This window comes from Nocardia sp. CC213A (genome assembly GCF_030766805.1).
Lineage (GTDB): Bacteria > Actinomycetota > Actinomycetes > Mycobacteriales > Mycobacteriaceae > Nocardia > Nocardia otitidiscaviarum.
On sequence record NZ_JASFXA010000003.1, the window covers coordinates 429,320 to 452,128 of the forward strand.

Annotated in this window: 23 protein-coding genes; 7 read left to right on the plus strand and 16 right to left on the minus strand. The window is 70.2% G+C overall.

The features are described from left to right. Window positions 1-12: 12 nt before the first annotated feature. Both QJS31_RS07840 and QJS31_RS07845 read right to left on the minus strand, forming a co-directional pair. Window positions 13-1,665 carry an ABC transporter permease gene (locus QJS31_RS07840; RefSeq protein ID WP_282778861.1) on the minus strand — a complete coding sequence of 551 codons (1,653 nt, stop codon included), beginning with the start codon at window positions 1,663-1,665 and terminating at the stop codon, window positions 13-15. After that, window positions 1,662-2,585: an ABC transporter ATP-binding protein gene (locus QJS31_RS07845; protein WP_282778862.1), complete on the minus strand. Its 924-nt coding sequence runs from the start codon at window positions 2,583-2,585 to the stop codon at window positions 1,662-1,664. The genes QJS31_RS07840 and QJS31_RS07845 overlap by 4 nt, the downstream gene beginning before the upstream one ends. 93 nt (window positions 2,586-2,678) lie before the next feature. On the opposite strand from QJS31_RS07845, the gene QJS31_RS07850 reads away from it, so the two are divergent. Together QJS31_RS07850 and QJS31_RS07855 are read left to right on the plus strand one after the other, a co-directional pair. Then, the gene (locus QJS31_RS07850; RefSeq protein ID WP_282778863.1) at window positions 2,679-3,200 is read left to right on the plus strand and encodes a GbsR/MarR family transcriptional regulator; all 522 of its coding nucleotides are present in this window, start codon (window positions 2,679-2,681) and stop codon (window positions 3,198-3,200) included. 16 nt (window positions 3,201-3,216) lie between these two features. Then, entirely contained in the window at window positions 3,217-3,705 is a 489-nt protein-coding gene (locus QJS31_RS07855; protein WP_282778864.1) for a GbsR/MarR family transcriptional regulator, read from the plus strand. A gap of 10 nt (window positions 3,706-3,715) precedes the next feature. On the opposite strand, the gene QJS31_RS07860 is transcribed toward QJS31_RS07855, so the two are convergent. Next, window positions 3,716-5,452 carry an ABC transporter ATP-binding protein gene (locus QJS31_RS07860; RefSeq protein ID WP_282778865.1) on the minus strand — a complete coding sequence of 579 codons (1,737 nt, stop codon included), beginning with the start codon at window positions 5,450-5,452 and terminating at the stop codon, window positions 3,716-3,718. Continuing rightward, the gene (locus QJS31_RS07865) at window positions 5,449-7,236 is read right to left on the minus strand and encodes an ABC transporter ATP-binding protein (RefSeq protein WP_282778866.1); all 1,788 of its coding nucleotides are present in this window, start codon (window positions 7,234-7,236) and stop codon (window positions 5,449-5,451) included. The genes QJS31_RS07860 and QJS31_RS07865 overlap by 4 nt, the downstream gene beginning before the upstream one ends. 103 nt (window positions 7,237-7,339) lie before the next feature. Here QJS31_RS07865 and QJS31_RS07870 point away from each other — a divergent pair, with 103 nt between their 5' ends. Then, entirely contained in the window at window positions 7,340-8,023 is a 684-nt protein-coding gene (locus tag QJS31_RS07870) for a TetR/AcrR family transcriptional regulator (RefSeq protein WP_282778868.1), read from the plus strand. Between the two features lie 213 nt (window positions 8,024-8,236). Next, on the plus strand, window positions 8,237-8,698 hold the full coding sequence (locus QJS31_RS07875) for a L,D-transpeptidase (RefSeq protein ID WP_282778869.1): 462 nt from the start codon (window positions 8,237-8,239) through the stop codon (window positions 8,696-8,698). 41 nt (window positions 8,699-8,739) lie between these two features. On the opposite strand, the gene QJS31_RS07880 is transcribed toward QJS31_RS07875, so the two are convergent. After that, window positions 8,740-8,901, minus strand: a complete 162-nt coding sequence (locus QJS31_RS07880) for a hypothetical protein (protein ID WP_162836489.1) — start codon at window positions 8,899-8,901, stop codon at window positions 8,740-8,742. Window positions 8,902-8,926: 25 nt separating this feature from the next. Between QJS31_RS07880 and QJS31_RS07885 the strand changes: the two genes are divergently transcribed. Continuing rightward, window positions 8,927-9,427, plus strand: a complete 501-nt coding sequence (locus QJS31_RS07885; protein ID WP_282778871.1) for a CGNR zinc finger domain-containing protein — start codon at window positions 8,927-8,929, stop codon at window positions 9,425-9,427. Between the two features lies 1 nt (window position 9,428). On the opposite strand, the gene QJS31_RS07890 is transcribed toward QJS31_RS07885, so the two are convergent. After that, the gene (locus QJS31_RS07890; protein ID WP_282778872.1) at window positions 9,429-10,832 is read right to left on the minus strand and encodes an MFS transporter; all 1,404 of its coding nucleotides are present in this window, start codon (window positions 10,830-10,832) and stop codon (window positions 9,429-9,431) included. A 76-nt stretch (window positions 10,833-10,908) separates the two neighbouring features. On the opposite strand from QJS31_RS07890, the gene soxR reads away from it, so the two are divergent. After that, window positions 10,909-11,391 carry a redox-sensitive transcriptional activator SoxR gene (soxR, locus tag QJS31_RS07895; RefSeq protein WP_282778874.1) on the plus strand — a complete coding sequence of 161 codons (483 nt, stop codon included), beginning with the start codon at window positions 10,909-10,911 and terminating at the stop codon, window positions 11,389-11,391. Window positions 11,392-11,418: 27 nt separating this feature from the next. Here soxR and QJS31_RS07900 read toward each other — a convergent pair whose 3' ends face one another. From QJS31_RS07900 to QJS31_RS07925, 6 genes are all read right to left on the minus strand, one after another. Further along, window positions 11,419-12,159, minus strand: coding sequence for a helix-turn-helix domain-containing protein (locus tag QJS31_RS07900; protein WP_282778876.1), 741 nt, complete (start codon window positions 12,157-12,159; stop codon window positions 11,419-11,421). A 374-nt stretch (window positions 12,160-12,533) separates the two neighbouring features. Further along, a complete protein-coding gene (locus tag QJS31_RS07905; RefSeq protein WP_306356318.1) occupies window positions 12,534-14,072 on the minus strand; it encodes a substrate-binding domain-containing protein in 1,539 nt (512 codons plus the stop codon). A 224-nt stretch (window positions 14,073-14,296) separates the two neighbouring features. Next, window positions 14,297-14,536: a hypothetical protein gene (locus QJS31_RS07910; RefSeq protein ID WP_143980227.1), complete on the minus strand. Its 240-nt coding sequence runs from the start codon at window positions 14,534-14,536 to the stop codon at window positions 14,297-14,299. Between the two features lie 102 nt (window positions 14,537-14,638). Then, window positions 14,639-16,018 carry an FAD-dependent oxidoreductase gene (locus tag QJS31_RS07915; RefSeq protein WP_306356319.1) on the minus strand — a complete coding sequence of 460 codons (1,380 nt, stop codon included), beginning with the start codon at window positions 16,016-16,018 and terminating at the stop codon, window positions 14,639-14,641. A 55-nt stretch (window positions 16,019-16,073) separates the two neighbouring features. After that, complete coding sequence (locus tag QJS31_RS07920) at window positions 16,074-16,817, minus strand: class I SAM-dependent methyltransferase (protein WP_306356320.1); 744 nt, start codon at window positions 16,815-16,817, stop codon at window positions 16,074-16,076. Window positions 16,818-16,837: 20 nt separating this feature from the next. Beyond that, window positions 16,838-17,416: a TetR/AcrR family transcriptional regulator gene (locus tag QJS31_RS07925; RefSeq protein ID WP_280356595.1), complete on the minus strand. Its 579-nt coding sequence runs from the start codon at window positions 17,414-17,416 to the stop codon at window positions 16,838-16,840. A gap of 49 nt (window positions 17,417-17,465) precedes the next feature. On the opposite strand from QJS31_RS07925, the gene QJS31_RS07930 reads away from it, so the two are divergent. Beyond that, window positions 17,466-18,314: a phytanoyl-CoA dioxygenase family protein gene (locus tag QJS31_RS07930; protein WP_306356321.1), complete on the plus strand. Its 849-nt coding sequence runs from the start codon at window positions 17,466-17,468 to the stop codon at window positions 18,312-18,314. On the opposite strand, the gene QJS31_RS07935 is transcribed toward QJS31_RS07930, so the two are convergent. The 4 genes from QJS31_RS07935 to QJS31_RS07950 form a co-directional block, all read right to left on the minus strand. Further along, window positions 18,315-19,109: a 3-oxoacyl-ACP reductase gene (locus tag QJS31_RS07935; RefSeq protein WP_372341785.1), complete on the minus strand. Its 795-nt coding sequence runs from the start codon at window positions 19,107-19,109 to the stop codon at window positions 18,315-18,317. Between the two features lies 1 nt (window position 19,110). Then, the gene (locus QJS31_RS07940; RefSeq protein ID WP_306356322.1) at window positions 19,111-20,469 is read right to left on the minus strand and encodes an aldehyde dehydrogenase; all 1,359 of its coding nucleotides are present in this window, start codon (window positions 20,467-20,469) and stop codon (window positions 19,111-19,113) included. Further along, complete coding sequence (locus QJS31_RS07945; RefSeq protein WP_306356323.1) at window positions 20,466-21,215, minus strand: gamma-glutamyl-gamma-aminobutyrate hydrolase family protein; 750 nt, start codon at window positions 21,213-21,215, stop codon at window positions 20,466-20,468. Before QJS31_RS07945 ends, QJS31_RS07940 begins: the two co-directional genes overlap by 4 nt. A gap of 199 nt (window positions 21,216-21,414) precedes the next feature. Next, entirely contained in the window at window positions 21,415-22,791 is a 1,377-nt protein-coding gene (locus QJS31_RS07950; protein ID WP_306356324.1) for a glutamine synthetase family protein, read from the minus strand. Window positions 22,792-22,809: the final 18 nt, after the last annotated feature.

Genomic DNA, 22,809 nt, shown 5'->3' on the forward strand with positions numbered 1-22,809 from the left:
TCGCGCCGGTTCCTAATTCATGTCCAGGTCACGCCGCCGGAAGGCCGTGCCGCCCGTCCCGATCAGCGCGAGGGCGAGGGCGGTGAGGACGACCAGCGGGGACCAGGTCATCGGTTCCAGCGGTAGCGCGGCGGTGTGTTCGAACGGTGACAGGTTCATCACCCAGTGCGGCAGGTCCATGATTGATCCGAAGAAGGCCAGGATCATCGCGAAGCCGAACAGCGCCCAGGCCGCGCCGACCGCTCCCGGCACGACGCCGAACAGCAGCGCCGCCACCGCCAGCACCACCAGGACCGCGGGCAGATACACCAGATGCGCCGCGATGACCTTGCCCAGGTAGGAGCCGTCGCCGATGGAGATGGCCGCCGACACGCCCAGTGCCGCGCCCACCACCAGCAGCAGGGCGGCCGCCCCGGCCGCCAGCACCCCGATCCAGCCGCCGAACAGCGCCCAGCGGCTGGTGCCGGTGGCCAGCACGGGTTCGGCGTGGCCCTTGGTCTCCTCGCCGCGCAGCGACTGCACACCGAGGATGACGAAAATCGCCACCAGCAGGGCGTCGAAGACGGCCATGGTGCTGACGTAGCCGTCCAGCATGCGGCTCGGGTCACCGCCCATGACGTCGACGACATTGTCGGGCAGATCCTCGAACGCGTCGACCAGGGTGCTGGTGAGCGCGCCGTAGAGCAGCCCGCTCGCCGCCAGCGCCAGCGACCAGCCGATCAGGCTGGCCCGCTGGAGCCGGAAGGCAAGGGCGACAGGGGTATCGAGCCAGGCGGGGGCCTCGCGGTTACCGCGGCGCGGCGCGACCAGGCCGGCGTTCAGATCGCGGCTGCTCGACAGTGCGTAGCCGATCGCCGCCGTCGCGACGGCACAGCCGACCGACAGTGCCAGCGGCCACCAGCGCGGATCCACGTAGGCGCGGGTCTGCTGCGACCAGGCCAGCGGGGAGAACCAGGACAGCGCGCTGCCGCCCTCCCGGATCGTATCCCCGGCCGCGCGAACCACATACGCCACGCCGAGTGCGGCACCGGCCATACCCGATGCGGCGCGGGAGTATTCGGTGATCTGCACGGTCACCGCGGTGATCCCGGCGAAGACCAGACCGGCGGCGCCGACGCTCGCGCCGAACAGCGGCGCACCGCTGGTATCGAGACCGGAGATGGCGAAGCTGCCCGCGATCAGCAGGGAGAGCGCCACATTCGCGGCCACCGCCAGCAGCAGCGCCGCGGTGAGCGGGGCGTGGCGGCCGACGGCGTTGGCGCGGATCAGCTCGGCTCGGCCGGTCTGCTCCTCCACCCTGGTGTGCCGGGAGATGAGCAGGATGTTCATCAGCGCGGCCAGCAGCAGGAAGTACAGCCCGTAGATGGCGACGATCACGGATTCGATGGTGGGATCGGTCAATCCGTAGCCCGGACCGGCGATGAGCGCGCCCATGGTGCCCTCGGCGAATTGGCTGACCGCGCGCAGATCCTCCTGGGTCTTGTACACCTGCGGCAGCGCGGCCGCGTAGTACAAACCCATGAAGGTGATGCCGATGATCCAGGCGGGCAACTTGATTCGGTCGCGGCGCAGCATGAAGCGCAGCAGGGTGCCGGTCCCGGTGAAGGCGGTGCCGGACCCGGCGGCGGGCCGGGTGGGCGCGGCGGTACCGGTGCGGGTGCTCATCGCGCGCTCACTCCCTGGCCGTTGCCGCTGGCGGCGAGTTCGTCGCCGTAGTGCCGCAGCATGAGTTCCTCGAGGGTGGGCGGATGGCTGGTCAGTGAGCGGATCCCGGCGGCGCTGACCCGGGCGATGGCCGCGTCGAGCGCCGCGCCGTCGACATCGAAGCGCAGCCTGCCGTCCTCGGTGGTGACGTGGTGGACACCGGCCAGTTCCGCCAGTCCCGTGACCGGACGCTCGGTCACGGCCTCGACCGAGGTGCGGGTGAGATGCCGCATCTCGGTGAGGGTTCCGGACTGCACGACACGACCCTGTCGGATGATGCTCACCCGGTCGGCGAGCTTCTCCACCTGGGCCAGAATGTGACTCGACAGCAGGACGGTCGCACCGGCGCTCTTCACCTCGTGCACCACGTCCTGGAAGACGACCTCCATCAGCGGGTCGAGGCCCGCGGTGGGTTCGTCGAGCAGGAACAGTTCCACGTCGGCGGCCAGTGCGGCGATGAGCGCGACCTTCTGCCGGTTGCCCTTGGAGTAGGTGCGCCCCTTCTTGGTCGGGTCGAGATCGAAGCGTTCGATGAGTTCGTCGCGCAGCCGCTTGTCCAGTCCGCCGCGCAGGCGGCCGAACAGGTCGATGGCCTCGCCGCCAGTGAGGTTGGGCCACAGCTCCACGTCGCCGGGAACGTAGGCGAGTCGCCGGTGCAGGTCCACCGCGTCGTTCCAGGGGTCGCCGCCGAGCAGGTTCACCTCGCCCCGGTCGGCTTGGAGTAGTCCGAGCAGGACCCGGATGGTGGTCGTCTTCCCCGCGCCGTTCGGGCCCAGGAAGCCGTGCACCTCGCCCCGGGCGACCTGCAGATCGAGGCCGTCGAGTGCCTGGGTGGGGCCGAAGGACTTGTGCAGTCCGGTGATGGCGATGGCGTTGTCCATGAAGGCAGCGTACATATCTTTCATAAATTTGTGAATGTTCTAAAAGCTATGATGTAGCTACTCAGCGATCACGGGAAATGGGAGGTTGAACGGGTGTCGACAGCGCCGGAGGATCAGCAGGAGGAAGCCGTCCTGCGGTTCGTGGAACAGTTCGCGCTGTTGCTCACCGAATCCGGCATGCCGCGTACCTCGGCGCGGGTGTTCGCCTTCGTCCTCGCCGATGACGCCGAGCGCTACACCGCCCAGGAACTGGCCCGGGGCCTACGGGTGAGCCCGGCCGCCGTCTCGGGAGCGGTCCGCCATCTGGTTCGGATCGGACTGCTGGGCCGCGAGCGCGAACCCGGTGCGCGTCACGACACCTACCGCGTCTACGACGACGACGTCTGGTACGCCATCACCATGCAGCGGCAGGCGGCGCTGGACCGCTCGGTAGGCTTCCTCGTCGAGGGCGTCGAACTGCTCGACCACGCTCGCCCCGGCGGCCGCCGGGTGCGCGAAACACTCGAGTACTACCGGTTCATGCGCGCCGAACTGCCGCACACGATGCGACGATGGCAGCAGCGCCGCCAGGAGCTGTTCGGGGACGAGACCGCGTCCGCCGATCCTGTCGGCTGATCCGAGAGGAGTGTTGGTGTCGGCGAATCCGGCCGCATCCGACCGTGGCGACGCCACGGCCCGCTTCGTCGAGAAGTTGGCGCTGGGGCTCACCGATATGGGCTGGCCCCGGATGCCCGCGCGAGTGTTCGCGGCACTCATGGTGACCGAGGAGGGCCGGATGTCGGCCCGGGAGCTCACCGAGGCGCTGTCGATCAGCCCCGCGGCGGTATCCGGCGCGGTGGCCTACCTCGACCAGGTCGGGTTGATCACCAAGGAACGCGTGCCCGGCGAACGCCGCGACTCGTACCGGCTGCGCGACGATCTGTGGTACGCGAGCTTCCTCAAACGCGACCGCATGATGAAGATGTGGTCCGAAACCGCCGGTGAGGGCGTCGAACTCCTCGGCGCGGACACCCCGGTGGGACGCCGCCTCGCCGAGATGCGCGACTTCTTCGACTTCTTCGTCGCCGAACTCCCCGTACTCTTCGACCGCTGGCACGCCCGCCGCGCCGGGGAGTCCTGACGCCGACCGCTCACTCGCTCGCGGTGGGAACCAGTGCGAGCTGCCAGAATTCGGCGTAGCGGCCACCCAGTCGCAGCAATTCGTCGTGGGTGCCCTGCTCGACGATCCGACCATTGTCCAGGAAGGCGATGCGGTCGGCCCGTCGCACGGTGCGCAGCCGGTGGGCGACCTGCACCACGGTGCGACCCGCGGTGAGGCGGTCGAGGGCGGCGTGCACGGCCGCCTCGTTGAGCGGGTCCAGCGCGGCGGTGATCTCGTCCAGCAGGATGACGGGGGAATCCTTCAGCAACGCTCGCGCGATCGAGACGCGTTGGCGCTCACCGCCGGACAGGAGTGCGCCGCCCTCGCCGACCGGAGTGTCCCAGCCCCGGGGCAGTCGTGCGACCACCTCGTCCAGGCGGGCGGCGGTGGCCGCCGCCCGGACTTGCTCGGGCGCGGCGTCGGGGCGGCCGAGGCGGACGTTCTCCTCGATGGTGCCGTCGAAGAGGTACACCTCCTGGAACACGATGGCGATGCGCTCCATCAGTGTCTCCGTGGCGATGTCGCGCACATCGACGCCGCCGAGGCGCACCGCGCCCGCGTCCACGTCGTGGAACCGGGCGAGCAGCTGGAGCAGGGTGCTCTTGCCCGCACCCGACGGTCCGACGACGGCGAGGCGGCTGCCCTCCGGCACCGACAGCGTCACGCCGTCGATCATCGTGCGTCCCTGTCGGCCCGCGCTCGCCGGCGATGAACCCAGCGTGACGGCGTCGAGATCCAGATCCGCGCGCACCGGCTCGATCGGCCGGCGCGGCTGCGGCAGCGACGGGGTGCGCAGCACCGCGTCGAGGCGGGCCAGTTCCGCTCGGGTGGCACGCATCTTGCTGCCGATCTCCGCCTGCGACAGCAGCGGGTCGGTGCAGCGGGCGGCGAGGACCAGCACCACCAGCAGTTCGGCCGCGCCGATGGCTCCGCCCAGTGCCAGATACGCGCCCAGCGCCAGCAGGGCGGTGAACACCGCCTGCACCGTGACCGTGAGGCCGATGATGCCGGGCAGCGCCGACAGCGTGGAGCGGCGTGCGGTTCGCTCGAGTGCGGACAGCGCGTCGTCGAGCAGGTCGAAGCGAGCGGCGGTGCGGCCGCCGCTGCGCAGCACCGGCTGCGCCTGCAGGTATTCGATGACACGCCCGGCGGCCTCGCTGCCGCGTTCGAGCCGTTGGGCGTCGGCGGCGGCGCTCGCGCGCCCCGCCCACCGCTGAATCGCCACCACGACCGGCACCGCGAGCAGGGCGGCCAGGCCCAGCCGCCAGTCGACGACGAGGACCACGGCCAGGATCGTCAGCGGGGTCACGGATGCGGAGATGAACGGGGACAGCAGATGCGCCGCCGCGCCCATGGCACCCAGGATGCCCTCGCCGGCCAGCGTCGACACCTGCCCGACGCGACCGGAGTCGAACCAGCCCAACGGCAGCCGGGCCAGATGATCGCCGAATCGGTGATAGACGCCGCGCAGCAACGCGATGCCGACGCGGAAGCCGGACAGGTCACTGCGATAGCGCAGCACGGCGTAGCCCGCGACCGCGCCCGCGAAGGCGATCAGCCAGGGGCGGGCGTCGCCGGGATGGTCCCCGAACAGGGCTCGCAGTACGGGCACCAGCAGCGCGTAGGACAGCCCTTCGGCCAGGGCGGCCGCGGTCATGAGGGCCACGGTGCGCCGCATGGGCGCGGCGTAGTCGGGCCCCAGCAGTCGTAGCAGCATGCGAATCATGAGTGGTCGGCTCCCGGTGTGATATCGCCGTCGATGTGGGCGGATCGGTGTGCGTGCCAGAGGGCGGCGAAACGGCCACCGCGCGCCAGTAGTTCTGCGGGTCGGCCGGATTCGACGATCTGCCCGTCCGCGAGCACGACGGCGGTGTCGGCGTCGGCGATGGTCTCGAGCCGGTGTGCGATCACGAGTACCGTGCGGTCACCCGCCAGCGCGGCCAGGGCGTCGCGCACGGCGCGTTCGGTGCGTGGGTCGGCGAAGGCGGTCGCCTCGTCGAGCACCAGCACCGGAGCATCGGCGAGCAGTGCCCGGGCGATCGAGATCCGTTGCGCCTCACCGCCCGACAGTCGCACGTCCGCGCCGACCACCGCGTCGTAGCCGCGCGGCAGTTCGAGAATCCGGTCGTGGATGTTCGCCAGTCGGGCGACGCGCACGATCGCGTCGCGGTCGGCGTGCGGTACCGCCAGCGCGATGTTCTCGGCGATCGACGCGCGCAGCAGCCGCACATCCTGGAAGACGAACGAGACCGATGCGTGCAGATCACGGCTGTCGATATCGCGCAGATCGACTCCACCGAGCCGGATCCGGCCGTGGGTCGGGTCGAAGAAGCGCGGCAACAGCTGTGCCAGCGTGGACTTTCCGCTGCCCGAAGGTCCCACGACGGCGGTGACCGTGCCGGGCTCGAGGGTCAGGTCGATACCGCGCAGCACCTCGTGGTCGTCGTCGTAGCCGAAGCGGACGCCGCGCAGTTCGACGCGGTGCCCCCGCGGCCGCTTCGGGTGGTCTGGTGTCGAAAGCGGCGGTACCGCAAGCACGTTCCGGATACGGCCGAATGCGGCACGGGCCTCGACCAGATCGTCGAAGCCGTGGCCGAGGGCGGCAACGGGTGCGGTCAGTCCCAGTCCGAGCAGCAGGAAGGGCAGCAGATCGGCCGGGGCCAGCGAGCCGCCGGTGATCAGCGCGGCACCGCCGACAAGGATCACCAGCAGGACGAACGGTGGCGACAGCGCCACCGACACGGCCGCGGCGGGTCCGGACAGGCCGAGCACCCAGCGACGGAAGACGTCGGCGAATTCCGCTGTGGCCGTGCGGAACGCGTGATGCGCCCGCTGGCCGCCGCCGAATGCCTTCACCACCGCGATGCCCTGGACGAACTCCACCGCCGCGGCGGCGATGCGGGCCATGGCCGCATCGCGGTCCTGCTGTTCGCGCTGCCGGGTCGGGGTCAGCATGAGCGGAACCACGGCCACCGCCAGCACCACCGGGATCAGGGTGATGAGCGTGAGCCGCCAGTCGACGGTGACCAGGTAGGCCAGCGCGACCAGTGGCACCACGAAGGCGTTGACGAGTTCGCCCGGGGCGTGCGCGAGCAACGGATGCACGGCGCTCACATCACGTCCCACCACGGTGGCCAGTTCGCCGGTGCGTCGCCGGGAGACCCAGCCGATCGGCACCGTTCCCAGGTGCGCGGCCAACCGCCGCCGCAGCCACAGCTGGATGCGGCCGTCGAGCAGATGACCGATGCCCGCGGACGCGGCCGTGCACAGCAGGCGCACGAACAGGCCGACCGCACCGGCGACGACCGCGAATCGGACGTCCCCATGGTCGAGAGGATTGGGCGACAACAGCATTCGGCCGAGTTCGACGACCGCCAGCAGCGGGGCGAGACCGGCGATCGCGGCGATGATCTGCAGGATGACGACGGCCGCGAAACCGGGTCCGTAGCGGCGTGCGAGGTGCGGCGCGGACAGGTCGTCGGCGGGCTCGGCGAGGTCGGTGGCAGGCATGGCTCCATCCATTTCTATACGCGTAAAATAAAGGTACCTCGAGCGCACGCTTCGAGCCACCGCCCCGGGCGGCCCGCATCGGGGAGTAGGGGAGGATGGTCGGATGTCCGGAGCAACAGCACCACGGGGCAGGGCGGGCCGACCGGCGCGGCTGTCCCGGGAATCGATCGTCGCCGCCGCCGACCGGGTACTGCGCGACGAGGGGCCGGAGGCGCTGTCCATGCGGCGGCTGGCCAAGGAGCTCGACAGCACCGCGATGGCGCTGTATCACCACGTGCGCGACAAGGACGAACTGCTGCTACTGGTCCTGGAGTCGCACGCGCGGGAGATCCCGCGACTGGAGTTGCCCGATGATCCCCGGCAGCGGTTGCTCGCCGCGGCGCTGGTGCTGTACGAACGTCTGGCCGAACGTCCGTGGATCGTGGAGGTGTTGGCGGCCGACCCGCTCGTCGTCCCCTCGGCGATGCCCATGGTGGAGGTCATGATGGCGGCGGCGGTGGCCTGCGGACACACTCCCGAGCAGGCCGTCGACGTGTATCGCACCCTCTGGTACTACATCGTCGGCGATCTGGTCATGCGCGCGAACCGGGAACGCCGACAGGCCGCGCCGGAGCGTGCCGCCGCGCTGGACCGCGCCGACGCGCTGGCCGACCTCGACGTGACCGCACTGCCCACGGTCGCCGCGGTCGCCGACCGCTGGGCCGAGTTGACCGTCCGGGATACCCACCGCCAGGGCCTGGCCGCCATCGTGGACGGCCTGCTGCCGCCCTCGGTGCGTCCGGAATGATCGCGGAAAGGGCTGCCGGACAGTACCATTGATTGTCTTCCGGAATATGGCGATACCCACAGGGCCCTTCCATACAGACGACCGGTGATTCGGCTGCCCGCCGCCCGGTCGAGGCGAGAGGCTGGAAGCGTCATGGATAGGAAGCGTTCCCGGACAGGTCGTGCACGGACAGGCCGTTGGTGGGCAGGCAGGGTCGCGGCCGCGGTCGGCCTGGTGGCGGCCGGACTCGTCGTCGCCGCGCCCGCGCAGGCCGAACCGCTGTGGCCGGGCGGACCCGATATCCCGGGTGTCCCGGCGATCATCCCGCCGCCACCGCCCGCACCGGTGGTCGCGCCGTGTGACGCCTCGGCGCGCATGTGCATGCGGCTGTCGACCAATGAGGCGTGGCTGATGGAGGACGGCCGGGTCACCTACGGGCCGACGCCGATCTCGCACGGACGGCCCGGATACGAGACGCCGCCGGGGACCTTCCGGGTCGCGTTCAAACGGGAAGATCACTGGAGCACCCTGCACCACGTGCCGATGAAATGGGCGGTCTTCTTCAACGGGGACATCGCCACCCATATCGGACCGATCGAGGAGCAGTCGCACGGGTGCATCCGGATGACGCCGGAGGGTGCGGAGACGACGTTCCATCATCTGTCACCGGGTGACGTGGTGCAGGTGGTCGTCTAGACCGGACTCACTGCTGGACCGGACTCACTGCTGGACCGGACTCACTCCGAGTCGGCGAAGACGCTCTCCCCGGCGGTGGCGAGTACGGCCCCGCGCTCCTGGATCAGCCACCGCCCGCAGACGCAGCGGAGGTAGCGCACGTCGCCGTGGGTGGACACGGTGGTCGGGGTGGGCCAGGCGCAGGTGGGGCAGGTGGCTGACATGGCTCCACCCTGCTGTAATGGTTCAGTGCATTTCAACCCTTACGGCGGGGTGGCGGCCGAACTGGCCGCGCGCCTGGTGAACGCCTCACCCGAACAAGACCTCGGTCGCCTGCTGGCCGAAGCGGATTACCAGCCGCTCGGCCCCATCGACGCCCGCCAGCAGGCCGAATTGCGGCGCTGGAGCGAGGCACTCGACGCGGTCTTCGACCGGCCGTCGGTCGAACTGCTCAACGCGCTGCTGGCCGCGACGACCAGTCGCCCCTACATCTCCACCCACGACGGCCGCGCCCCGCATCTGCACTACTCCGACGAGACGGCCCCGGTGGACGAGCGGGTGAAGGCGTACACGGCCTTCGGCCTGGCGTCGCTGTTCTGCGAGGACCCGCACCGCATCGGCCGCTGCGCCCGCGACGGCTGCGCCATCGTATTCGTGGACACCTCCCGCAACGGCCGCCGCCGCTTCTGCTCCACCCGCTGCTCGACGGCCGTGCACGTCGCCGCGCACCGCCGCCGCGCCAGCCGCTGACCTACCGCGTGCGGGTGGCGAGAACCGCCGTCGCTACGCCGAATGCGGTGAGGACGGCGATGCCCAGCGCCATGAGCCTGGCCGAGTCCACCACCGACGCGTCCCCGAGCCGGATCAGCGTGCCCGCGATGGCCGAGGTGACGGCGTAGGTGATGAGCTGGGTGGTGTTGAGCGCCGCCGCGGCCTGCGCGCCCTCCGCCGGATCGTCGGTGCTGCTCATGGCTGCCACGCTCAGGTGCGGAAAGGCCAGGCCGATGCCCGTGCCCGCGACGAAGAGCACCACCGCCCAGGCGATGACGACGACGCCGGGGGCGGCGTCGGCCTGGAGCAGGCCGTAGGCGAGCAGTCCGCCGGTGAGCAGCAGCGGTGCGATGCGGATCGCCCGCCGCGCGGCGGGCGCGGTGAGGCCGACGCTGAACAGCTGCGCCACCACCCAGCCGACCGACAGTGCCGCGCCGAGCAATCCGGCGACGAGCGGTGACAGACCGCCGAGGCGCTGGCCGAACAGCGGCACGAAGTTCTCGGTCATCACCCCCGCGCACAGCGCCGCCACCGTCAGATAGACCCATTTGAGGGAATTCCCGCGCGCATAGGTGGAGCGGGGGAGGACGCTCACCGCGCCCCTGGCGTCGATCGACAGGAACGCGGCGATCAGCAGCACGCCCGCGACGAGTGCGATGGTGGTCGAAATGCCCTCGGGTACGGTCGAACTCAGGCTGAACGCGCTGGCCGCGAGGGTCAGTGTCACCAGTGCGGCCACCGGAACGGGGCTGCGGTCGGTGGATTCGGCCGCGCGCGGCAGTGTGCGGCGGGTGAGCGCGGCCAGCAGCAGCGCCACCGCCAGCAGCAGTCCGTAGGCCCACCGCCACGCCCCGAGTTCGGCGAACAGTCCGCCCAGCGCGGGCCCGATCAGCGTCCCCACTCCCCACATGGCCGATACCAGCCCGGCTCCGCGCGCCCAGAGGTGTTGCGGCAGCGTACTTCTGATGACCGCGAAGCCGAGCCCGGCAAGCAGCCCACCGCCGAGGCCCTGCACCACCCGGCCCACGACGAGTAGCTCCATGGTCGGGCTGAGCGCATTGATCGCGGCTCCGAGGGAGAAGACCAGGAAACCGGCGAGGTAGGCGGCCGCCGCGCCCCACCGGCCGAGCACGCGGCTGACCAGCATGGCGGCGATCACCGCCGCCATGAGGAAGCCGGTCGCCACCCACGCGTAGTATCGCGCGCCGCCGATATCGGCCACGATCGACGGCATCAGCGCGGCGGTGAAGTAGAGGTTCATCGCATACAGCGCGACGCCGCCCGCGAGCACGAGCACACTGGCGAGATAGCGTCCGGAGAACAGTTCGGACCAGCCGCCGGTCACGGCACCCGATGCGCCGTCCTCCGGATTCGTCGTAGTCACTGGGGGTTTCGATGGTGTTGCGGTCACAGGGCGCTACGCTAGAACTTCAAGTTCTATTGAAGTCAAGAGAGCGGGTATGGGACAGGCACCGACCGATCTGCTGACCATCGGCGAACTCGCTCGGCGCGCGGGCGTCGCCACCTCGGCCGTGCGCTTCTACGAGGAGCAGGGCCTGATCTCCTCGGTCCGCACCTCCGGCAATCAGCGCCGCTACCGCCGCCATGTGCTGCGGCGGCTGTCGCTGGTGCTGTTCGCCAAGCGGCTCGGGATTCCGCTGGCCGAGGTGGCCGAGGTGTTCGTGGCGCTGCCCGAGGACCGGATGCCGAGCAAACGCGACTGGGACCGGATCGCCAGACGCTGGAGCGACCACCTCGAGGCGCGGCGGCGGGAGATCGAGCAGCTACAGCGGGAACTCACCGGGTGTATCGGCTGCGGCTGCCTGTCGCTGCGGCGCTGCTACCTGCTCAATCCGAGTGACACTCTGGCCGAGCGCGGGTCGGGGCCCTACCGGCTGCTGCATCCGGAGGCCGACGATCGGCCCGATGTCGACGGCCGGTGATCAGGGCCCGATGTAGACGGCCCCTGATCAGGGGGCGGGGCGGATGCCGCGCAGCGGAACCATGGAGTAGACCCACCAGTCGCGGCGGGGGAGTTCGCAGCGCAGCAATTGGACGTACATGGGCGTCCATTCGCCGCCCGCGACGGGGCGGATGCGGACCGGGCGGCGGGGGATGTCGGTGGGCGGGATATCGGTGTTCCAGAGGCGCTGCCAGTCGGGGGAGCGGGCGCAGAGTTCGGTGATCTCGGCGATGCGCTCGGGGGCGGTGACGCCGTGGGCCATATGCCGGAACGAATGCACCATGAGGTGCACCTCGCGTTCCCAATCGGCGATGACCTCGCGGGCGACCGGATGCAGCAGCATCCAGGCCATGATGTTGGTGCCCGGTTCCTCCAGGCCCGGGAACGCGCGCCGGTACGCGGCGTTACCGGCGATCAGATCCAGGGCGGGGACGGTCTGGTAGCAGGCCGGGTACGGGATGCTTTCCAGGAAGTCCAGCTCCGCGCGGCTCGGCGCCTGTGTCGTGGCCGAGATCGCGGTGAGTTCCGGTTGCAGCACGTTGGCCGCGTACTCGCGGTAGTTGATCGGCACGTCGAGCGCGTCGAACAGCGCGCCCAGGGCGGTGGAGGTCGGCGGCCGGGTGCCCTGTTCCAGTTTCTGGATGAGCCCCTCGGAGATGCCGGCCCGGCGGGCCAGCTCGGCGCGGGTCAGACCCGCGGCCGCGCGGCGTTCTCGCAGGTAACCGGCGATGGCCTCCCGTGGCTCCACTGCGGGTGCGACCTCCTGAGACGACTACTGCCAACGGCTGGCGATTACCCGATGAACCTACCGCCAGATGGGGTGATTGCCCGAACCGTCGGAGTGACGCACATCTCACCCGGTCCGGTAACTGGGACAAATTGGGACAGGACTTCGGCTTGACCCCCGGCGGGTCGACTCGGGATGCTCTCAGGGCCGTCCGAGACAGGATGGCTGCCGGATGCCAGGAGGGGACGGTATGGACGCGGTCGGCGAGGATCGCGGCCCGTACCGCTGGGGTATCCCCCATGGCGAATCGGCCCGCACCGGGACGCCATGGGCGACGATGTCGCCGCGGTCGGTGCGCTCTGGGGAGTCGCGCACCGATCGCGGCGCACGCGGGCTCAGCCGGTGGGGCGGCAGCGCACCGGATTGTCGAGTTCGTCGCAGGGGATGTTGCCGTGCGCCCGCAGGATGTCCCGGCCGAGCTGGGTGGTGAGGTAGCGCAGGAAGCTGGCGGTGAGGGATTCGGCGGCGGGGTCGCCGTAGGTGTAGGCGAATTCGGTGTTCCAGAACGGATAGGCGCCGTGCGTGGCATTGAGCAGCTCGGCCGCGTGCCCGTCGATGCGGACCAGGGTGACGTCACGGCGGGGCCCGGCCGCGCCCAGCTCCGCGTAGCCCAGAGCGCCGGGCAGGGCGGCGACGGTGGTGAGGACCTCCGCGGTGCTCAGCCGTTCGCAGCGGACCGGTCCGCTGGCGGCCGGATTGCCGATGGTGCGGCAGTCGGTGGAATTGGCGTCGGGATGCCACGCGCCGTCGAGTAGTTGGTTCTCGAAGGTCTGACGGGTGCCCGAGCCCCGATTGCGGCCGACGATGCGGACCGGCAGGTCGCGCCCGCCGAGCTCGCTCCAGTTGGTGATCGAACCCTCGTACAGCGCACGGATATTCGCACGCGACAGATCGGCGACCCCCGTGTCGGGATGCACGACCAGGGTGAACAGCGAGAACGCCACCGGGCGGGGGAGCAGGCGGGGGTAGCCGTCCCCCTTCTCACCGTCGGAAACGGCCACCATGGCGGGTGAGGCGTTGTCGGCCGCCGCCGATCCGGCGGCGTTCAGGGTTTGCAGCCCGACCTCGCTGCCGCGGAAGTCGGCGGTGAAGTCGGCGTCGGGGCAGACCTTCTCGTAGGCGGTGGCGGCGGCCTGGATGGCCGGGGCGAGCGCGGTCGAACCGGTGAGGGTGAGCCGGCCCGGCGCGCAGTCCAGCGGTGCGGCCCGGGGCTGGGTCACCGCGATGGTGAGCTGTACGGCGATGACCGACACCAGGAACAGGATCAGGGCGACGCCCCAGGGACTGGGGCGGGTGCGGCTGCGGTTCTCGTGCACACGGCCGTTCTTGAGCCGTCCCTCCAGCCGCGGCGCGGGGTAGTCGTCGGTGCCGCCGGTGCGGCGCAGGATGGTGAGCAGTTTGTAGTGGTCGCCTCGGTTGAGCGGGACCCGGGGTAGGTCGAGGACGCCGAAGTCGCGCTCGGTGTCCTCGCGGACGGCGATGCCGGCGGTGCCGGTGAGGCTGCGGCCCAGATCGCGGTCGCTGAGTTCGGTGACGGCGTAGCCGACCACGCGCCGCCGCTCGAAGATGACCGACAGACCGGCGGCCACGCCGTCGTGCACCCGGTAGTCGTGCTGGTCGATGGTGGTGGCGCCGTCGTTCTCCACCCGCAGCAGCACGATGGACAGGTCGGTCAGCGAGCCGTCGGGACGCGGGCGCAGCTGAGTCAGCAGGCCCGGGAACGCGGATTCGACCTCGCCGGTGACGGGGGTGTCCATCTGCACGCGATAGCCGAGGCGTTTGCGTCCGACCACGACGAATTCCCAGAGGAACGCCAGCGCCGGTACGAGGATGCCGAGAATCGCCGACACCTCGGCCAAAGGAAAGCCTTCCACCCCGCCCACTCCCGAGAATCGTTGGAAGAAATCGATTCTGATTCATACACCAGGGCGGCGACACCCGCAGGTCCGGATGTTCGGCCGGTGTTCTCCCGGTCGCAACCGAGGCGGGGCGGTACGGCGGGTGGAACGGTGTTGTTTCAACTGAATTCGGCTCGGGTTGCCGCGGAGGTCGGAGTCTGCCGTGACAACCCGAGGGCGAGTGGGTGATTCGATGCGGTCTACAGCGTCGGGCAGAAGCCGCCTACCCCCGGTGGGCTCGCGGGCACGATGCGCTCGGGAGCTGGAACGGGGCGTTCGGGTATGGCCCCGGCCGGTGAGCCGGGTGAATGGTTGCCCGGCCCGGGGGCCGGAGCCGGTCCGACATCGCCGGAAGCCCAGGCGGCGGCGGGATTCAATGCGATCAAGGCGGCACAAACAGACGCACCGACGAACAGGCCGATGTGCTTTTTCTCCGTCATGGATTTCGACGGTACAACCAGCTCAAGGGAATTCGGCGGAGCCCGGCCGGTCGGTCGCGTTTCGATTGACGGTATTGTTACAAAGTCGAGTCAACAGACCGATCAGTTTCTGTCTTGCTTCCGCAGCGCCGACGCCGCCTTGCGCGCGGCGACCAGCACCGGATCCCAGACCGGAGAGAACGGCGGGGCGTAGCCGAGATCGAGGGCGATCATCTGCTCCACGGTCATGCGGGCGGTGAGCGCGACCGCCGCGATATCGATGCGCTTGCCCGCACCCTCTCGTCCGACGATCTGCACGCCGAGCAGGCGGCCGGAGCGGCGTTCGGCCAGCATCTTCACCGTCATGGGAGCGGCACCCGGGAAATAGCCGGAGCGACTGGTGGATTCGATGACGACGGTGACGAATTGCAGTCCGACCGCGCGGGCGTCCTTCTCGCGCAAGCCCGTTCGCGCCACCTCCAGATCGCAGACCTTGCTGACCGCCGTGCCGACCACGCCGGGGAAAGTGGCGTAATCGCCGCCGACGCCGGAACCGATGATCTGCCCGTGTTTGTTGGCGTGGGTGCCGAGCGGGATATGGCGTTCGGAACCGGATACGAGATCGAGCACTTCCACGCAATCGCCTCCGGCCCAGATGTTCTCGTAACCGCGCACCCGCATGGCCAGGTCGGTGAGCAGGCCGCCGGATCGCCCCAGCGGCAGCCCCGCCGCCCGGGCGAGCTCGGTGGCCGGGCGCACGCCGATGCCGAGTACCACCACATCGGCGGGGTATTCGGCGTCGGCGGTGGTGACCGCGCGCGCCCGACCCGCGTCGTCGGTGCGGATGCCGGTCACCTCCGCATTGCCGACAACGCGAATGCCCATGCCTTCCATGGCTTTCCGGATGAGCACGCCCATATCCGGGTCGAGGGTGGACATGGGTTCGGTGCCCCGGTTCACCAGGGTGACGTCGAATCCGCGACTGATCAGCGCCTCCGCCATCTCGACGCCGATATAGCCCGCGCCCACCACCACCGCGCGCCTGCCCGCGACGGTCTCCAGGGTGTCGATGAGCGCCTGCCCGTCGTCGAGAGTCTGCACGCCGTGCACCCCGGCCGCGTCGATGCCGGGCAGCGGCGGCCGAATCGGCGTCGCACCGGTGGCGAGCACGAGTTTGTCGTAGTCCCACCAACTCTCGGCCCCGTTCTCCAGTTCGCGCGCCCGCACCCGGCGGCCGGGCACGTCGAGTTCGACCACCTCGGTGCGCAGCCGCAGATCGATATCCCGCGCCCGATGCTCCGCTGGGGTCCGCGCGATGAGTTCGTCGCGGTCGGTCACGTCGCCGCCCACCCAGTAGGGAATGCCGCACGCCGAGTACGAGGTGAAATGCCCGCGTTCGAACACCACGACCTCGAGTTCCTCGATGCGCCGCAACCGGCGCGCCTGCGATGCCGCCGACATTCCCGCCGCATCCCCGCCGATGATCACCACGCGCTCGCTCATACGCCCCACGGTACGAGAAGTCGCCCCACTCCGACGGGCCGCCACGGGGTGGCTGTCACTCCGGATCGCCCGCGACCCACACCGACGCCATGGTGAACGGATGGCCGCGCAGTTCGGCCCACTTCGGCTTGGCGGTGATCCAGGTGTCGTCGATGGTGGACTCGGCCAGTTCGACGAGCCGCCATCCGGACGCCGTGCCCGCGCTCACGTGGTCGCTGACCCGGTGCATGTGGGTGCTGATGGCGAGAGGTTCCCCGGCGTCCGAGGTGTAGTGGGTGGGCATACCGGCCACCATCATGAACTGCGGGTGGTAGCTGACCAGGACGAACAGTCCGCCCGGGGTGGCCAGGCGGCGGGCCTCGCGGTAGAGCGGCGGCAACGCGGGGAGGTGTTCGTCGATGAGCGAGGCGATGACGAGGTCGTAGGCACCGCCGTCCCAGCCGGTCTCACGGACGTCGCCGTGGGTGAGCGAGGCGTGGACGCCGCGCTCCCGCGCCCATGCCAGCATGCCCGCGCTCAGGTCGATGCCGTCGACGCGTGCCGTGCCGTGCCGACGCAACCAGTCCCCGGTGCGGCCGGTGCCGCAGCCCAGATCCGCGGCCCGGCGCACCCGGGCCCAGTCCGGCCGCCGCAGGCGCGCCAGCAACGCCAGGTCCATCGCGTCCAGGACGGTGTTCTCGTAGGTGTCGGCCCAGCCGTCGTATCCGGTGGCGACATCGACGGTGCGGTAGTGGCGACGATCGAAGTCCGCGAAGCTCGGCATGGCCACATCTTGCGTGGCGCGTGCGGTTGTCGCCATGGGATTTCCGGACCGTGCGGTCAGCGGATGGTGACCGCGCCCGCGATGACACCCCAGAGTCGGTCGGCGGCGTCGTCGACGGTGGGGCGGGGGTCGCGGCGCAGCAGGTCGGCGATGCCGTAGCGCAGAGCGCCGATGATGCAGGCTCCGGCCAGTTCGGGGTCGATGCGGGGGTCGATGTCGCCGTCCCGCTGGCCCTGGCGGATATTGCGGCCCGCGGCGGCGGTGAGGCGGGTGAGCGCGCCCGCCTCCAGTTCGGCCACCTCCGGTTCCATCGCGATCCGGGTGAGCAGCAGTTCCGCGAGGGGGTCGCCGAAGTGGTAGGCGACGAAGTTGCGAGTGCGGGCGTGTTCCCGGTCGGTCCAGTGCACGCCGGCGGGGAGGGTGTCGTCGGCGATGGCCGCGACCAGTCCGGCGTGGAATCGCTCGTAGACGGCGACCAGCAGACCGGCCTTGGAGCCGAAGTGGTGGTAGAGCGCACCGGTGCTGAGGCCGGAGCGGCGTTTGAGGGCGTGCAGGTCGACCGTGCCGTTGCCGTCGAGGAGTTCGGCGCGGGCGGCGTCGAGGAGCTGTTGACGTCCCAGGGGTGCGCGTGCCACAGTCGGAGAATAACAGAATTCGGTTATGTTATAGGGATCGGAGGGCGTCGTGAGCGCCGAAGTCACATCGGTCGTCGACCTGGCCGGGGATCTGGCCGGAAAATACCGCCGCACCGAAAGTAGCGGCAGCGCTGTCGATCCGGAGATCGTCGCGGCCGACCTGGCCGCCGTGCGGCGCGACGGCTACGTCGTCCTGGAGAACCTGCTGACCCCGGACGAACTCGACGAGATCCGGCGCGAGATGCGCCCGCTGCTCGACCGGACCGGCCGCAACAACTTCGAAGGGCATGCGACCCAACGGGTCTACAGCCTGCTGAACAAGACGCGCAGCTGCGACCGCGTGGTCGCCCATCCGCGCGTGCTGGCCCTGCTGGACCGCCTGCTCATGCCGAACTATCTGCTGTCCATGCTCCAGGCGATCAATATCCTGCCCGGTGAGGCGGCCCAGATGCTGCACACCGACGACGGGTTCTATCCGCTGCCGCGCCCGCGCCCGGCCCTGAGCGCGGCCACCATCTGGGCCGTGGACGCATTCACGCCCGTCAACGGCGCGACCGACATCATCGCGGGCAGCCACCGCTGGGGCGACCGGCTGCCGGACGAGACCGATATCCGGGTGCCGGTGGTCATGCCCGCCGGATCGTGCGTGTTCTTCCTCGGCACGCTGTGGCACGGCGGCGGCGCGAACACCGCGGCGGATCCGCGGCTCGCGCTCACCGCCCAGTACTGCGAACCCTGGCTGCGCCCGCAGGAGGCGTTCACGCTGTCGACGCCGCACGACATCGTGCGCATCGTGAGCGAGGACATCCGGCGCATGCTGGGGTACAGCATTCACCCGCCCTTCATCGGCCAGGTGAACGGCATGCACCCCAAACGCCTACTGGAGCAGGAGGATTAGCTACAGGGGGGTCACGTAGGCCCCGGAGATGCCGCCGTCCACCAGGAACTGCGAGGCCGTGATGAACGAGGCGTCGTCGCTGGCCAGGAAGGCCACGGCGGCGGCGATCTCCTCCGGTTCGGCGAAACGGCCCAGCGGAATGTGCACCAAGCGGCGCGCGGCGCGCTCCGGATCCTTGGCGAACAGCTCCTGGAGCAGCGGCGTGTTCACCGGCCCGGGGCACAGGGCGTTGACTCGAATGCCCTGGCGGGCGAACTGCACCCCGAGTTCGCGGCTCATGGCCAGCACACCGCCCTTCGAGGCGGTGTAGGAGATCTGGGAGGTGGCCGCGCCCATGACCGCGACGAAGGAGGCGGTATTGATCACCGACCCCCTGCCGCGCTCGAGCATGTGTTCGATGGCGTACTTGCTGCACAGGTAGACCGAGGTCAGATTGACCTCCTGCACCCGCCGCCACGCGTCCATGCCCGTGGTGAGGATCGAATCGTCCTCCGGCGGTGAGATTCCCGCGTTGTTGAAGGCGATGTCCAGTCCGCCGTAGGTGTCCACTGCGGTCTGGAACAGGGCGCGGACCTGGGTCTCGTCGGTGACGTCGGCCTTCACGTACAGTCCGTCCACCGCGGCGGCCGCGGCCGCGCCGGTGGTGGGGTCGATATCGGCGACGACGACCTTCGCGCCCTCGCGCGCGAAGCGGCGGACCGTGGCGAGGCCGATGCCGCTGCCGCCGCCGGTGACGACCGCTACTCGATCCTGTAAGCGCTGCAACGCATCTCCTCTGGGGTGGGGTGACGGGATATCACTCGGTGGCGATGAAGACGTTCTTGGTCTCGGTGAAGGCGCGGGCGGCGTCCGGCCCGAGTTCGCGGCCCAGCCCGGACTGCTTGAAACCGCCGAACGGTGTCGAATACCGCACGGAGGAGTGCGAATTCACCGACAGGTTCCCGGCCTCCACCGCCCGGCTGACTCGCAGTGCGCGTCCGACGTCGGAGGTCCACAGCGAGCCGGACAGGCCGTATTCGGTGTCGTTCGCGATGCGGATGGCGTCGGCCTCGTCCTCGAAGGGCAGGACGGCCACCACCGGACCGAACACCTCCTCGGTGACCACCCGGTCCGTCGGGCTCCCGGGCAGCACCACGGTGGGTGCGAACCAGAAACCGGGGCCGTCCGGGCAGGTTCCGGTGAACGCCACCGTGGTGGCGGGCTCCAGGAATCCGGCCACCCGCTCGCGGTGCGCGGCCGAGATGAGCGGACCCATCTCGGTGGACTCGTCGGCGGGATCGCCCACCCGCACCGCCTGCACGGCCGGTTCCAGCAGCTCCAGGAAGTGGTCGAACACACTGCGCTGCACCAGGATTCGCGAGCGCGCGCAGCAGTCCTGACCGGCGTTGTCGAAGACCGCGTAGGGTGCGGTGGCGGCGGCGCGCTCCAGATCGGCGTCGGCGAAGACGATATTGGCGCTCTTGCCGCCGAGTTCCAGGGTCACCCGCTTCACCTGCTCGGCGCAGCCCGCCATGATCTGCTTGCCGACCTCGGTGGAGCCGGTGAACACCACCTTGCGCACCGCCGGATGGGTCACGAACCGCTGACCCACCACCGACCCCTTACCCGTGACGATCTGGAAGACGCCCTCGGGAAGCCCGGCCTCGCGGGCGAGTTCGCCCAGGCGGATGGCGGTGAGCGGGGTCAGCTCGGCCGGTTTGAGCACCACAGTGTTCCCGGCCGCGAGCGCGGGTGCGAAACCCCAGGCGGCGATGGGCATGGGGAAGTTCCACGGCACGATGATGCCGACCACCCCGAGCGGTTCGCAGAAGGTGATGTCCACGCCACCGGCCACCGGAATCTGACTGCCCAGCAGGCGTTCCGGCAGTCCCGCGCTGTAGTGCAGCACATCGCGCACATTGCCCGCCTCCCAGCGCGCATTGCCGATGGTGTGCCCGGCATTGCGCACCTCGAGCCGGGCCAGCCGCTCCAGATCGGCGTCCACCGCCTCGGCGAACCGGCGCAGCAGGCGTGCCCGGTCACCGGGGGCGACCGCCCGCCAGTCCGCCGCCGCGCGCCGGGCGCGGTCGATGGCGGCGTCGGTGGCGGCCAGGTCGGCCGCCTCGACCGTCGCCACCACCGCCGCGGTCGCGGGGTTGATCACCTGTGTGGTCACCGGAGCTCCCTTCGATTCGTCGTCCGATATGTCGCCGCCGCGTTCACCAGGGCCCGCATGAGCCGGTGCTCGGTGGCGTCGGCCTCCGGATGCCATTGCACGCCGACCAGGAACGGTCCGGTGTCCGCCTCCACCGCCTCGATGATGCCGTCCTCGGCGCGGGCGGAGACGATCAGACCGGGGGCGAGCCGGTCGATAGCCTGATGGTGGTGGCAGCGCGCCGTCACCTCCGGGCCGACGATCGCGGCCAGTCGGCTGCCCGGTGCGGTGCGCACCCGCGTCGGTGCGAAGGTCCCGGGCACCCGGCAGTGCTCCTCGTGGCCGAGCACGTCGGGCAGATGTTGCAGCAGGGTGCCGCCCAGCGCCACATTCACCAGCTGCATGCCGCGACAGATCGCCAGCACCGGCAGCTCGGCCGCCCGCGCCCGCTCGAACAGCGTGAACTCGAATTCGTCTCGCCCCGGCCGGATCTGGCGCACGGACGAATGTGGCGCCGCGCCGTAGCGGCCCGGATCGAGATCAGCCCCGCCGGTCAGCACCACTCCGTCGAGCCGCGCCACCAGTTCCGCCGTCGCGCTCCCGACCGGCGGCAGCAACACCGGAATCCCCCCGGCCCGCTCCACCAGATCGAGGTAGTCCCGCGGCAGCAGCACCGCCTCGTGATCCCAGACACCGTAGCGGGCGCGCTCGGAGTAGGTGGACAACCCGATCACCGGCCGCCCGCCGGGTGCTGTGTTGCCGGGCACCGGGTTGCAGCCCCCTGACGCGCTGTTGCCTGGTGGCGCGCTGTTGCCTGGTGGCGCGCTGTTGCCCGGTGACCCGCTGTCGCCCGGTGACCCGCTACTGGCTGGTAACCCGCTGCCATCCGGTGACCTGATGTCGTCCGGTGAGGCGTTACCGCGCGGTGCTGCGCTGCCGTCCGGTGGCGCGCTGCCCCGCGCTCGCTCAGAGGCGCTCGAAGCCACGGATTCGCTCCCAGTCGGTGACGGCGGCGTCGAAGGCGTCGAGTTCGACCTGGGCCGCGTTGCGGTAGTGGCGGACCACGTCCGCGCCGAAGGCGGCGGTGGCGACCTTGCTGTCGCCGAAGAGCTGGGCGGCCTCGCGCAGGGTGCGCGGCACCCGGGGGCGCTGCGAGCGGTAGGCGTTGCCGTGGAACTCCGGTTCCAGGGGGAGGCGGCGTTCGATGCCGTGCAGACCGGCGGCGATGGTGGCCGCCACCGCGAGGTAGGGGTTCACGTCGGCGCCGGGGACGCGGTTCTCCACCCGCAGCGACGATCCGTGTCCCACCACGCGCAGCGCGCAGGTGCGGTTGTCCCGGCCCCAGGCCACCGCGGTGGGTGCGAAGCTGCCGGTCTGGAAGCGCTTGTAGGAGTTGATATTCGGGGCGAGCAGGTAGGTGAGTTCGCGCAGGCAGTCCAGCTGTCCGGCCAGGAAGTGCCGCATGAGCGCGGCTTCGCCGCCCTTGCCGTCACCGGCGAACACCGGCTCGCCCGACTCGGTGCGCAGGCTGATGTGGATGTGGCACGAACTGCCTTCGCGCTCATTGTATTTCGCCATGAAGGTGACGCTGCGCCCCTCCTGGGCGGCGATCTCCTTGGCCCCGGTCTTGTAGATGCTGTGGTTGTCGCAGGTCACCAGCGCCTCGTCGTAGCGGAAGGCGATCTCGTGCTGGCCCGGATTGCATTCGCCCTTGGCCGATTCCGGATACATGCCCGCCCCGGCCATCTCGTTGCGGATGCGCCGCAGCAGCGGTTCGACGCGGGCGGTGCCGAGCATGGAGTAGTCGACATTGTACTGGTTGGCGGGCGTGAGTTCGCGGTAGCCGCCGCGCTGCGCCGCCTCGTAGCTGTCGTCGAACACCAGGAATTCCAGTTCGGTGCCGACGTAGGCGCGTAAACCGTGCTGCGCCAACCGATCCAGCTGTGCCCGCAGCACCTGCCGAGGCGAGGCCGTCACCGGCTCGCCCGCGGGCTCCCCCCGGTCGCCGAGCCGTTCCACATCGCACAGCACCAGCGCGGTGCCCGGCCACCAGGGCACCAGGCGCAGGGTGTCGAGATCGGGCCGCAGCACGAAATCCCCGTAGCCGGTGTCCCAGGACGAGAGTGCGTAGCCGTCCACGGTCGTCATCTCCACGTCCACGGCCAGCAGGTAGTCGCACGCCTCGGTGGCGTGCTGGAGCACCTCCTCCACGAAGTAGCGTGCCGAACACCGCTTGCCCTGCAATCTGCCCTGCATATCGGTCATGGCGACCAACACCGTGTCCACCATGCCCGCCTCGACCCGCTGCACCAGATCCGCGACGGTGAGCATCCCGGTTCGCATCAAGACCCCTTTCGGCAC